Source organism: Winogradskyella vincentii, from assembly GCF_020166345.1.
GTDB lineage: Bacteria > Bacteroidota > Bacteroidia > Flavobacteriales > Flavobacteriaceae > Winogradskyella > Winogradskyella vincentii.
In genome coordinates this window covers 1-12,569 of sequence record NZ_JAIUJS010000013.1, presented here as the reverse complement: position 1 = coordinate 12,569, position 12,569 = coordinate 1, and the positions used below count along the sequence as shown (strand labels likewise).

The 12,569-nt window shown below is 33.8% G+C and carries 13 protein-coding genes and 1 tRNA gene; 6 read left to right on the top strand and 8 right to left on the bottom strand.

The annotated features are described in order from the left end of the window. The first annotated feature begins 1 nt into the window (after window position 1). The 6 genes from LBV24_RS14730 (at window position 2) to LBV24_RS14705 (ending at window position 5,250) form a co-directional block, all read left to right on the top strand. Window positions 2-160, top strand: a complete 159-nt coding sequence (locus LBV24_RS14730) for a DUF4177 domain-containing protein (protein ID WP_224479430.1) — start codon at window positions 2-4, stop codon at window positions 158-160. Then, on the top strand, window positions 160-675 hold the full coding sequence (locus tag LBV24_RS14725; protein ID WP_224479429.1) for a hypothetical protein: 516 nt from the start codon (window positions 160-162) through the stop codon (window positions 673-675). The genes LBV24_RS14730 and LBV24_RS14725 overlap by 1 nt, the downstream gene beginning before the upstream one ends. Then, complete coding sequence (locus tag LBV24_RS14720) at window positions 668-850, top strand: Arc family DNA binding domain-containing protein (protein WP_224479428.1); 183 nt, start codon at window positions 668-670, stop codon at window positions 848-850. The genes LBV24_RS14725 and LBV24_RS14720 overlap by 8 nt, the downstream gene beginning before the upstream one ends. Window positions 851-904: 54 nt before the next feature. Continuing rightward, complete coding sequence (locus tag LBV24_RS14715) at window positions 905-3,097, top strand: DUF5916 domain-containing protein (RefSeq protein ID WP_224479427.1); 2,193 nt, start codon at window positions 905-907, stop codon at window positions 3,095-3,097. Window positions 3,098-3,186: 89 nt separating this feature from the next. Further along, window positions 3,187-4,497, top strand: a complete 1,311-nt coding sequence (locus LBV24_RS14710) for a DUF819 family protein (protein ID WP_224479426.1) — start codon at window positions 3,187-3,189, stop codon at window positions 4,495-4,497. 51 nt (window positions 4,498-4,548) lie between these two features. Continuing rightward, entirely contained in the window at window positions 4,549-5,250 is a 702-nt protein-coding gene (locus tag LBV24_RS14705) for a DUF4369 domain-containing protein (RefSeq protein ID WP_224479425.1), read from the top strand. Between the two features lie 45 nt (window positions 5,251-5,295). Here LBV24_RS14705 and LBV24_RS14700 read toward each other — a convergent pair. From LBV24_RS14700 to LBV24_RS14665, 8 genes are all read right to left on the bottom strand, one after another. Beyond that, window positions 5,296-5,369 (bottom strand) — tRNA-Thr (locus LBV24_RS14700). Between the two features lie 15 nt (window positions 5,370-5,384). Continuing rightward, a complete protein-coding gene (locus LBV24_RS14695) occupies window positions 5,385-5,654 on the bottom strand; it encodes a hypothetical protein (RefSeq protein WP_114301329.1) in 270 nt (89 codons plus the stop codon). 69 nt (window positions 5,655-5,723) lie between these two features. Beyond that, window positions 5,724-6,692, bottom strand: coding sequence for a type I phosphomannose isomerase catalytic subunit (locus tag LBV24_RS14690; RefSeq protein ID WP_224479424.1), 969 nt, complete (start codon window positions 6,690-6,692; stop codon window positions 5,724-5,726). A gap of 4 nt (window positions 6,693-6,696) precedes the next feature. Then, window positions 6,697-7,107, bottom strand: coding sequence for a 6-pyruvoyl trahydropterin synthase family protein (locus tag LBV24_RS14685; RefSeq protein ID WP_114301330.1), 411 nt, complete (start codon window positions 7,105-7,107; stop codon window positions 6,697-6,699). Beyond that, window positions 7,104-7,631: an isopentenyl-diphosphate Delta-isomerase gene (gene idi, locus LBV24_RS14680; protein WP_224479423.1), complete on the bottom strand. Its 528-nt coding sequence runs from the start codon at window positions 7,629-7,631 to the stop codon at window positions 7,104-7,106. Before idi ends, LBV24_RS14685 begins: the two co-directional genes overlap by 4 nt. Window positions 7,632-7,739: 108 nt before the next feature. Then, on the bottom strand, window positions 7,740-9,716 hold the full coding sequence (locus LBV24_RS14675) for an OmpA family protein (protein WP_224479422.1): 1,977 nt from the start codon (window positions 9,714-9,716) through the stop codon (window positions 7,740-7,742). 10 nt (window positions 9,717-9,726) lie between these two features. Then, window positions 9,727-10,653 (bottom strand): PorP/SprF family type IX secretion system membrane protein, encoded by a 927-nt coding sequence (locus LBV24_RS14670; protein ID WP_224479421.1) that lies wholly within the window; start codon window positions 10,651-10,653, stop codon window positions 9,727-9,729. Window positions 10,654-10,686: 33 nt separating this feature from the next. Then, the coding region (locus LBV24_RS14665) for a DUF7507 domain-containing protein (protein WP_224479420.1) at window positions 10,687-12,569 on the bottom strand (1,883 nt) is incomplete at its 5' end.

Here is a 12,569-nt window from a genome sequence, read left to right as displayed (position 1 = left end):
AATGAAAGAATACAAAGTTATACAGCCTAAACTAGGGTTTAGAAATCGCTTGCAGAATTTTGAAGACATTTTAAATCAATATGCCAGAGAAGGCTGGAGCGTCAATTTCATTGGCCAAGGTTTCATGAGTGTAGTATTAGAACGTGATAAAAACAGATAATGCGAATTTTTAAAGAAGAACAAAGATTTAACCAATTATGGATCATCATACTAATAATAGTTAGTATGCTGGTCCCTCTTGGTATTATAGTCGGAACCTATTTAAAGAATCCTGATAGTTTTACAACGACTGAGTTTTTAATAATTATCGGAATACTAATTATTGCTTCAGGAATTATATTTCTTTTTAAACTTTCTACTAGAATAGACGAATATGGTATTCATTATAAATTTTTTCCATTTCATATAAAGTATCGACGCATTCAATGGAATGAAATTACGGAAGCATATGTTAGAAAATATGATGCCCTAAATGAATATGGTGGCTGGGGTTTAAAAGGTGGTGCATTATGGAAAAAATCCAAAGGCGTTGCCATCAATGTTTCTGGTGATATTGGTATACAACTTGAATTAAAAAACGGAAAGAAGCTTTTAATAGGTACACAGAAAGAGAATGATACCAAGAATATATTAGCAACATATAAATCAAAGATTAAAAAAGTAGAAAATGGCTAAGAAAAAAGCATTTGCACTGAGAATCAATGAAGATATGCTTAAAGCTATTGAAAAATGGGCTTCTGATGAATTTAGAAGTACCAATGGACAGATAGAATGGATGCTAATGCAATACCTTAAGGAAAACAAAAGACAACCTAAATCATCAAAAAAAACCACAAGCTCTGATTGTTAATTCTTTAATAAATTAATAATTCTATTATTTTTGGTTCACACTAACCAATCTTAATTGAAAAGCTTACTCAAATTTATATTGCTTTGTACATCATCCTTGATGATGGCACAAACAAAATCTTTCGAAGTAAAATATATTTCTGAGTCCATAATTTTAGATGGTCAATTGAATGAATCATCATGGAGTAAGGCTAAACCTGCAACCGACTTTTGGAATTATTTTCCAACGGATTCATTACAAGCCAAGCAACAACCAGTGATCAAAATGCTTTTTGACGATACCAACCTCTATATCGGCATTAGAGTCAACGCTCCTGGAAATGAGTTTATAGTACCTTCTCTAAGACGTGATTTTAGAGCTGGTGGGAGCGATAATATCACACTCTTATTTGACACATTTAATGATGGAACCAATGCGTTTATTTTTGGCTCAAATCCCGAAGGTGTGCAACGTGAAATGCTCTTATCTGGAGGTGGTACTGAACTTAGAGGTTTTAATATGGCTTGGGATACAAAATGGAGAAACGAAACCGTAGCCCATGACGATCACTACATTTCAGAGTGGATCATTCCGCTTTCAGCTTTCAAATATAGAGAAGGTGAAACAAAGTGGCGATTTAATAGTTACCATTTTGATACTCAAGACAATGAGAATAACACCTGGGTGAGAATTCCTCAAAACCAGTTTATTTTCAACTTAGCATTTATGGGTGATATGATTTTTGAAAAACCTTTGGGCAAATCCAAATCACCCATTTCCATAATACCGTACGTTAATGAATTAGTAGGAAAAGACTATGAATCTGACACACCTTCATCATCAGATTTTAAATATGGCGGAGATGTAAAAATGACCATTAATAACAGTCTAAACTTAGATTTAACTATAAATCCTGATTTCTCACAGGTAGAAGTAGATCAGCAAGTAACAAACTTAACACGCTTTGAAGTTTCTCTACCAGAACGTAGGCAATTCTTCATTGAAAACAGTGACTTGTTTAATGACTTTGGTAATGCAAGAGATTCCAACCCCTTCTTTTCGCGCCGTATCGGTATTGCTACTGATTTAGATGGAAACAATATCGAAAATGATATTATTGCGGGTGTAAGGCTAAGCGGTAAGTTAAACAATAATATGCGAATTGGGATTTTAAATATGCAAACCGCAGAGGATAAAACTAATGAAATCGCAACTACAAATAATGCCTTAATTACTGCTCAATATAAATTATTCAAAAGGTCAAATATCAGCCTCATGTTTATCAACAAACAGGCAACTAAAGATTACGATTTCACCTCTTCTGATGATCGATATAATAGGGTATTTGGTATTGACTATAGACTTGCATCAGAAGATAACACATGGACTGGTAAGTACTATTTTCATAAATCTTTTTCTCCCAATGTAAATAGTAATGACCTCTCATTTGGTGCTTCAACAGAATACAATTCAAGAAATTATAATATAAGATTGAGCGGATTGTTTGTTGGTGATAATTTTAGATCAGACCTTGGTTTTATTAGACGTACAGACATTTTTAAAATAAACCCTCAATTTACACGTAACTTTTGGCCAAAGAAAGGGCCATTACAAAAACACAGTTTTTCAATTACTCCCATTTTTATTTGGAGGCCAGAACTAAATTTTGAAAATTCGGACTATACTATTATTAGCCGTTGGGAAGGATCACTACAAAATACGGCAAATCTTAATTTCGAAATGTTTAATAGATTTATTCATTTGTATGATGAATTTGAACCTACAGGAGTTGAGGATGCCACACCATTACCCATTGGAGATTATTATGCCACTACAATTGGTGCTAGTTATCGATCAGACAGAAGAAAAATATTTAATTTTTCAATTAACCCATCATTCGGTCAATTCTTTAACGGAAATATTTTCACATTAAATGCAAATCTCAATTATAGAATACAACCTTACTTTTCTACATCCATTCAGTTGAATTATAACAACATTAACCTACCAAATCCATATTCTGATGCAAAACTTTGGTTAATTGGTCCTAGGATTGATATCACCTTCAATAAAAATCTTTTCTGGGCAACATTTTTGCAATACAATAACCAACAAGATAATTTTAGTGTTAATACTAGATTGCAATGGAGATTTGCTCCGCTATCAGATTTATTTTTGGTTTATAATGATAACTATTTTGTAGACAATGTATTTGCACCAAAAACAAGATCTATAAATCTAAAACTTACCTATTGGCTTAATATCTAATTACTTAATTTATAGTAAAAACACCGCTATTAATAGCCACTCTATTTAGTATTTTATTTTTGTATTTTGCAATTAATTAAAACTCAATTATGGACACTTCTCCAATTTTTACAGACGATACTATTGTATTTGGACTCCTAATGTTAGCATTAGGTTTTGTTTTTATCACGGAATCTATAAAAACAGGATTCTGGCCTAAATTCTATAAAATTGTACCTGGTCTTTTTATGGCTTATATGCTACCAGCTGTGTTAACAACAGCTGGCCTCATTGCTCCTGAATGGACAACAGTTTCTGAAACGGGAGAAGAAATAGAACATAGCACTAATTTATATTATGTTGCCAGCCGATATTTGCTACCTGCAGCCTTGGTTCTAATGACATTAAGCATTGACTTAAAGGCAGTATTCAACCTTGGATGGAGGGCTTTGGTAATGTTTTTCACCGGTACCATAGGCATAATCATTGGTGGTCCAATTGCAATTTTACTAATTGCCACTGTAGCACCGGATGCAGTTGGAGGAGTTGGTCCTGATGCCGTATGGAGAGGACTTTCAACACTTGCCGGTAGTTGGATTGGTGGTGGCGCAAACCAAACAGCAATGTTAGAGATTTATGGTTACAACCAAGCCAAATACGGAGGAATGGTGTTTGTTGATATTGTGGTTGCCAATATTTGGATGGCCATAATTTTAATTGGCATTGGCAAACGAAATAGAATAAACAAATGGTTAAAAGCAGATACCGCGGCGATCGAAACATTAAAGGAAAAAGTGACATTATTTTCCGAGAAAGTTAAACGGAACCCATCTTTAACAGACCTAATGATTATATGTACTATCGCTTTTGGCACAGTGAGTATATCACATTTATGTGCTGGTTATCTAGCTCCACTTTTTGAGAATTTAGTATCAGGAATTGAATCTGTTACAACTAGAAATGTATTCACATTCTTAGGATCTAAATTCTTTTGGATGATTAGCATCGCCACAATAATAGCTATTCTGTTATCTTATACTAAGGCCAGGAATTTCGAAGGTGCTGGAGCAAGCAAATTTGGAAGCGTTTTCATATATATATTAGTTGCCACAATAGGAATGAAGATGGACTTGACTTTAATTTTTGAAAATGGCTGGTTAATTACAATTGGTGTGGTTTGGATGACCATTCATGCGTTACTTTTAATACTTGTAGCTAAGTTGATTAAAGCACCCTATTTCTTCCTTGCCGTAGGAAGCCAAGCAAATGTTGGAGGTGCAGCCTCTGCTCCAATTGTTGCTTCGGCTTTTCATCCATCCTTAGCTACAGTGGGAGTTTTACTAGCTGTATTTGGCTATGCTGTTGGTACAATAGCGGCAATTGGTTGTACAATTTTAATGGAATTAGCGGCAGTTAGTTAGTAATTTAAAAACAAATAATAGATATTTGCTTTCCTAAATTAAATCCTAAAAATGACTAAATCATATAAGATATTTACAGCTTTATTTTTTGCGTTACTACTTGCCTCTTGTAACAATTCTAATGAATCTAATTTCACTTTAAAAGGAACAATTAAAGGGCTTAAAAAAGGCAAGGTATATTTACAAAAGGATGGAGACTCATCAGTGGTAAATTTAGACAGTTTACAAATTACGGGACAGCCAGAATTTATTTTACAAACTAATCTTGATGAGCCAAGACTTCTTTACCTAAAACTTTTTAAGAATGATGGCGAAGAACATTTTATACCGTTTTTTGCAGACCAAGGAATTACAGAAATAAATACAACCTTGAAAAACTTTAATTTTGATGCTTCAATTAAAGGATCTAAACAACAGGAACTTTTAGAAGGTTATTTAGATATAATGGAAGGTTACAAAAACCAGAATTTAGATTTAATAGAGGCTGCTTTAATAGCCCAAAAAGATGGAGATTCTATTGCTTTTGATTCCATTAACAAACTATCTGAGCGTTTGGTGAAAAGAAAATATTCATATACCATACAATATGCTATGAATAATTCTGATAGCGAAATTGCACCATATTTAGCACTTTATGAAGTTCCTAGTGCAAATCCTATATACATCGACTCCATTTATAATGGGTTAACTGATAACATTAAAGCATCCTTTTACGGGAGACAGCTTAAGGAGTTTATTGACAAAAGGCAATAATTAACAAATAAAAAAACTCCAACTGTAACAGTTGGAGTTTTTTTGAGCCGATAGAGGGACTCGAACCCACGACCTGCTGATTACAAATCAGCTGCTCTAGCCAGCTGAGCTATATCGGCTTGATAATTTGATAATTATTTTAATTTATTGATTTTGTCAATTAGGCTTATACCTTTGGACTCAAGATCATTATTAATTGCCTTAAAGTGTGCTTTTTTATCCTCAACACTCCTATCATTGACTCTTGTGATTAATTCATCAAATGTTGCAATCGCTTCGTCAATTATAGCCTCACTCTGTTTTGTTGGTTTCTCAGCATTTGCCAACTCCCAAATGTAAACTGCCTCTATAATATCTCCTAAGACGTAGTTTATGTCCTTTTTTAAATCTCTTTTATTAGCCATAGTTAATTGAATTTTGTGCTACAAAAGTAATAAATACTTAAGTTAAATAATTAGAAATACACCTTTGTTTTAGACGTAAACCTCAAGAAGATTTGCATTATTGGAAATCAAATTAAAATCTTTTACTGATGCAGGAATTAAAATAGTTTCACCTTTTGAAATGGTTTCCCTAAAATCCTCTGTAATAATTTCAACTTCACCATTAACACACATATATATAATGAAAGAACCATATGTGTTATTCCTGGATAACTCACCTTGAATTGGTAAAAAATTTGTGGTGAAAAATGGGCAACTTACCATTTCATTAGATTCATTAGGAGAATCTCCATATTCAACCCTAAAATCGTCTTTCAAATCAAATTTAAAAGCGTGAATAGCAATATCATTGTGAAGTTCTCTTTCATTCCCATTTGTATCTACCCTATCCCAATCATAAACTCTGTAGGTTACATCACTAGTCTGTTGAATTTCTGCCAGCATAACTCCTGCACCAATTGCATGAACTCGACCTGCTTCAATAAAATAAGCACTACCTTCTTCAACTTCATCAAAGTTTAAAATACTGGTTAAAGTTTTATTTTCTAAATGATATAAATAAGTATCCTTGTCTACTTTATCATTAAAACCAATAATTAGATTGGAGCCTTCATCTGCTTGCATGACATACCACATTTCAGTTTTTCCAAATGAACCATGCCTTTCTTTCGCAAGTCTATCATCAGGATGTAATTGAATGCTAAGGTCTCTTTTGGCATCGATAAACTTTATTAATAATGGAAACTCTTTTCCAAATCGTTTAAAATTATGATCGCCTAATATTTCAATTGGGTATTGATTAATCAATTCTTGAAGTGAAGTACCTTTTAGCCTACCATTAGAAACAACAGAAACATCGCCTGGTACTGTACTAATTTCCCAGCTCTCACCTAATTCCTTTGAGTCAGATTTTTTATTTATATAACGACTAAGTTTTTCTCCACCCCAAATTTTATCAATTAAAATAGGATGAAATTTAAGTGGATATAACTTGGTCATAAATTTACTCACCTGAATACGTTACAAAATTACGAGGTGTTTCGTAAAGTGTTATTTCAAGATCAAATTTAGGATTTAATTTGGCTTTCACCTTATTGTAGATTACAACAGCAATATTTTCTGCTGTTGGATTTAAATTTTGAAATTCCGGTACTTCGACGTTGAGATTCTTATGATCAAATGCGTCTTCTACTTCTGCCTTAATAATATTCTTTAGAATCTTAACGTCGATCACATAACCGGTTTCAGGGTCAATTTCTCCTGTAACACTAGCTATTAATTCATAGTTATGCCCATGAAAATTAGGATTGTTACACTTTCCAAATACCACATCATTCTTTTCATAGGACCAATCTTTTCTATATAACCTATGTGCCGCATTAAAGTGCGCTTTTCTATGTACAGTTACCTTCATGATGGATTTACATTAATATGTTCGTAAAACTTTTCAAAAATAATCTTAAACCAAGCAGTATATTTCTCAGGACTTAAAGCTATATCAACTTTTACATCTTCCAATGGCATCCACTTCCAATTTGCAACTTCGTCCTTATTGATTATTGGTTCTTCATTATAATTCCCAATCATTACATGATCCAATTCATGCTCTGTCAAACCATTATCAAATGGAGCCTTGTAAACAAATGAGGTAGTTTCTCTTAAATCTGTAACAAACCCCATTTCCTCATTTAATCTTCTCTTGCCTGCTTCAATATTACTTTCTCCCTCACGTTGATGACTACAACAGGTATTAGTCCATAAACCAGGAGAATGATACTTATGTAATGCACGTTGCTGAAGCATTAATTCATTTTTATCATTAAATATAAACACAGAAAACGCTCGGTGCAATACTGCTTTTTCATGCGCTTCCATTTTAGGCATTAATCCTATTTGATTGTCATTTTCATCTACTAAGATGACTTTTTCTTCTTCCATATCGCAAAATTACTACCAATAGAATTAAATTAAGTAAAGGAATTCATAAAAAAAGCCGACTAATTAAATTAATCGGCTCTTTTCATTAGTTATTTTGTTATTTCGATTTTATTTTTCAGGACATGTTTCACCATTGATTCCCGTTATAATAAATTCACTTCGTCTGTTCAACTGATGTTCAGCTTCAGAACAACTAGACTCGTTAGTAGGTTCACAACCACAATCATTAACTAATCTGTACTCACCATATCCTTTTGCAGTAAGTCTTTCAGAAGCAATACCATTATCAATTAAGTATTTACGCGTAGATTGCGCTCTACGCTCAGATAAACTCTCGTTATAAGATTCAGTTCCTCTACAGTCCGTATGACTTCTTATATCTATTGTCATTGTTGGGTATTTGTTCAATACAGCCAAGACTTTTTGTAATTCAATTTCTGCATCGTATCTAATATTAGACTTGTCGAAATCGAAATAAATAATTGGAATATCCAATATTTTAGCTAAATCATCACATGGAGCTATTGCTTGCTCGTCTTTATCTAATAATAGTTGCAATCTTAGTTCTTGTTTCCTGTTTGGAGTTGTAAATCGTTTTTCATCAGAGGTATACGTTTCCTTCTCTCCTCTGACCAAATATTCCATTTCACAGTCTAAACTAAATTGAAATGCAGCATCTTCACCAACAATTGTACGTTCTAATTCATTACCCTCACCATCAAATAGAATAACCGTTGAGTTAGGCAATAACTCATCTGTATCCATATCCTGAACAGTTCCAACTACAAGTTGTTCGCATTCTGGGATTTCAAAAGTATAGATATCATCACTACCCTTTCCTCCTTCTCTATTGGAGCTAAAGTAAACGCGTTTAGTAACCAAATTTTCATAATATCCAAAATCATCAAACTCACTGTTTACAGGCTTTCCTATATTCTCTATTGGAAAATTTCTATTTGAACCAGCTCTAACTTTCGCATCTAAATCCTCAGATTTAAACACATCAAAGCCACCAAGTCCAGGATAACCATTTGAAGAAAAATATAAGTCACCATCAGTATTTACAAAAGGAAATGATTCTTGTCCTTCTGTGTTAATTGAAGGTCCTAAATTCTCAGGTTCTCCAAGTGTACCATCATCATTAACATCAACCACAAATATATCGGATTGACCAAATGTTCCTGGCATGTCTGAAGCAAAATAGAGTTTATTACCCAATAGATTCAAAGCTGGGTGGGCTACACTATATTCTTTACTATTAAAATGAATTGAATGAATTTCATCCCATGTTCCATCTTCACTTAATGTAGCTCTATAAAGTTGAAGTCTATTTACACCTGTTCCATCTTCTTTATACTTCATATTGAAGAAGTTATTTCTAGTAAAGAACATATATTGACCGTTCGGTGAAAATACTGCGCTTGATTCATGAAACTTAGTATTTACTTTACCTTGAATCTCATTGACCTCTCCAAATCCTGATTCAGTTTTTTCTACGCTGTACAGATCTAAATAGGGCTGATCATTCCATCTATACTTACGACCACCACCTCTAGAAGATGCAAAAACAATACTATTCTCATATTCAGTTGTACCAAAATCAGAGAGTTCTGTATTTATCTCAAGATTTTCAGGTTCAATATCCTCTCTACTCAACTCTTCTATCGCTTCTCTATAATCGACCTTAGACATAAAAGCTCTACCTCTCATATCATCTGGTTTAAGATCATTGAACTTCTTCATCCATTTATCGGATTCATCATAATTTTTAATTCCTTTCAGTGCCAGAGCATATCTAAAATAGTATTCTGGATCAATAACCTCGTTTAAGGCCATCAATTCGCCATACCATTTTGAAGCATCTTCCATTTCATTTCTGAAATAATAAGAATTTGCTAGCTTTTGAAATAGATCAACTGACTTGTACCCTTTATTCGCAACTTCTAGTAATACCTCACTAGTCTTTACATAAGCAAAATCTCTATAATCGTTTTTGACACTTTGAATTTTTCCTTGTTGAGCAAATGAAATTGAAGTTGATACAACTACAATTGCTAATAATATATATCTATAAACTGTTCTCATATTCAAATTTTTAGAAGAATCGTGGTGATAATATTCTACCTAATCTTTTCACTTCAAATCTTAAAGTTATTTCATGTGTACCACTATTGTAATTATTCAATCCTGTAGTGGTAAGATCGTAGCCATATCCAATAAACATTCCTGGAGTTGCTTGAAAGCCTACAAGTGCACTAACGGAATCATCCCAACGCCATGCAATACCAGCTGTTAAGTTCTTTTTATACCAAAAATTGGCAGAAACATCAGCAACTAATGGAGCTCCGGATACACCTTTTACCAAAAAAGCAGGTTTTAATTCAAGAGTTTCACTAAGGTTAAATACATAACCACCAATTGCATAAAAGTGCATTCTTTCCGTAGCAACAGATTCTTGAAAATCATCATAATGTTCTGTTTCTAGGAAATTAGGTATTGCAAATCCTAAATACCATTTTCGTGTATGCATATACAATCCTGCACCTACCATAGGTGAAATGAGATTTAGATTTTGATTAAATACTACATCTGGATCTTGAAAACGACCTTTACTCCAATCTGTATCTAGCATATGAAAACCTGCCTTTGCACCAAATGAAAGTTTCAAATCGTTTGCATTTAATGGAATAGTGTAGGAGAAATTTGCATCCACAAAAGTCTCTCTAGCTGGCCCAAGTGCATCACTTACAATATTTAGCCCTAAACCAATACGCTCATTTCGTAAAGGGGAATGTATACCTAAAGATTGTGTTTGAGGCGCACCATCAATACCAACCCATTGTGATCTATGTAATCCTACGACACTAAGCGTTTCACGTTGTCCTGCATAACCAGGGTTTACACTCAACGTATTGTACATATAATGGGTGTACTGAGGATCTTGCTGTGCAAAACTATTAGCACTAATTAGTATAAATACTAAAGCTATTAATCCTTTAATTGTTGATGATTTATGTATCATTTTAACGTATTTTATAATTCAGTGTTAATTAGTTTATCTATTAATGTATAACCATCCTACTCTAGGCTCTGAACCATCACCTAAATCCAGTACATAATAATATGTACCAACCGGTAATTTACCAGATTCATTGATTAGTGATCTACCATTAGATGTTCCATCCCAATCATTTAAATATCCTTTCTTAGAGTAAACTATATTACCCCATCTATTGTATACTTCTAACTTGTTGTTAGGGAATCGTTCTAAACAATCAATCACAAATGTTTCATTTACACCATCACCATTTGGTGAGAATTCGTTGTAAATTGTTAAACATATAGGATCTACTGATGCAGAACTATCGTCATTATTTGGATTCACATCTATTCCTCCAATTGAACTTTGAACGAAGGCTGTATTCACATAATCACCTATTCCAAGTACTTCAACAGTTATCTGTAAGATTTCAACTTGATCAGGATCTAATTGAGTTATACTCCATTCTCCACTTACATCTGAGTATGTACCAGCTGTTGTTATCGCCGAAATAAACACATATCCACTTGGAATTTGTTCACTTATAACAATGTCTGTTGCAGTAACATTACCAATATTTGCGACCTCAATTGTAAAGGTAATTTCATCACCAACTACAACTTGATCTACTGGATCTACAACTTTATCAACCTCTAGATCATAAATTGAATTTACTTCAGTTACTGTCGGATCATCAGGGTTACCATTTCCGTTATTATCGTTGTTATTCAAATCATTTGGATCATCACTTATATCAACTACATCATCAGAAGGATCTAATAAATCACCATCAGGTCCCTCACTAGTTACTGTAGCAGAATTTGTAACAAATCCTGTGTCTAAATCACTTTGAGTAATCTGATACGTTGCAGTAAAAGTTGTATTATCTACTTGACCTGGTATCAACACTGGTATTGGTCCACCTACTAAATTCAGTCCTGGTAATACATCCTGAACATCAATATTTGTTAAAGTAACATTACCTGTATTTTCAACTTCAAATACATATGTGATAATATCATCAATACTTCCTTCAATTCCATCACCATTCGTATCAGCTAATGGTAAAGTAGTTTTAATTAAACTAATAGAAGGATTTTGAATAATAACTGTTTCTGTTGGATCATCATCAGTATTACCGTCGGTATCATCATCATCATCACTAATATCGCTAACATTAGTACCCATTGGACTATTAGAATCAGCAATAACACTATTGCTTAAACCACCAGAATCTATATCACTTTGAGTAACAATATGTGTAGCAGTATAAGTAGCTATTTCTCCAACTTGAATGGTGCCTTCAGCACTTCCAAAGTCCGCACTCACAAACGTTGGGCCTGTCAATACGATTGGGTTACCGTTAGCATCCAAGAACGTATCCGTCAACATCACATTACTCAGTGTAACGTTACCTGTGTTCTCTACAGTGATCGTATAGGTAAGCTCGTCGCCAAGACTTACACCAACTGGTGCAACGTCATTACTTATTGAAACTGTCTTTATAGCCAAAATACTTGGATCTTCCAATACAATTGTTGTTGTAGGATCATCCTCAGTATTACCGTCGGTATCATCACCATTATCACTAGTATCGTTTACTGAAGTACCCATAGGGCTAACTCCATCTGCAACAACACTATTTGAAAATGCTCCTGCATCTACGGCGTCTTGTTGTATAATATAAGTAGCTGTATAGGTAGCTATTTCACCAACTTGTAGTGTACCTTCTACACTTCCTAGGTCCGCACTCACGAACGTCGGCCCTGTAGCTAAAATTAGTGGGTTACCAAATGCATCTATAAACGTATCCGTTAGGGCTACGTTGCTCAAGGTCACGTTTCCTGTGTTCTCAACAGTGATCGTATAGGTCAGCTCGTCGCCAAGGCTCGCGCCTG

Coding starts and splice junctions, on each gene's coding strand:
- LBV24_RS14675 (WP_224479422.1), bottom strand. CDS start 9,716: ATGAGAACAGTTTATAGATATATATTATTAGCAATTGTAGTTGTATCA.
- LBV24_RS14670 (WP_224479421.1), bottom strand. CDS start 10,653: ATGATACATAAATCATCAACAATTAAAGGATTAATAGCTTTAGTATTT.
- LBV24_RS14720 (WP_224479428.1), top strand. CDS start 668: ATGGCTAAGAAAAAAGCATTTGCACTGAGAATCAATGAAGATATGCTT.
- LBV24_RS14730 (WP_224479430.1), top strand. CDS start 2: ATGAAAGAATACAAAGTTATACAGCCTAAACTAGGGTTTAGAAATCGC.
- LBV24_RS14685 (WP_114301330.1), bottom strand. CDS start 7,107: ATGAAGGTAACTGTACATAGAAAAGCGCACTTTAATGCGGCACATAGG.
- idi (WP_224479423.1), bottom strand. CDS start 7,631: ATGGAAGAAGAAAAAGTCATCTTAGTAGATGAAAATGACAATCAAATA.
- LBV24_RS14710 (WP_224479426.1), top strand. CDS start 3,187: ATGGACACTTCTCCAATTTTTACAGACGATACTATTGTATTTGGACTC.
- LBV24_RS14705 (WP_224479425.1), top strand. CDS start 4,549: ATGACTAAATCATATAAGATATTTACAGCTTTATTTTTTGCGTTACTA.
- LBV24_RS14725 (WP_224479429.1), top strand. CDS start 160: ATGCGAATTTTTAAAGAAGAACAAAGATTTAACCAATTATGGATCATC.
- LBV24_RS14690 (WP_224479424.1), bottom strand. CDS start 6,692: ATGACCAAGTTATATCCACTTAAATTTCATCCTATTTTAATTGATAAA.
- LBV24_RS14695 (WP_114301329.1), bottom strand. CDS start 5,654: ATGGCTAATAAAAGAGATTTAAAAAAGGACATAAACTACGTCTTAGGA.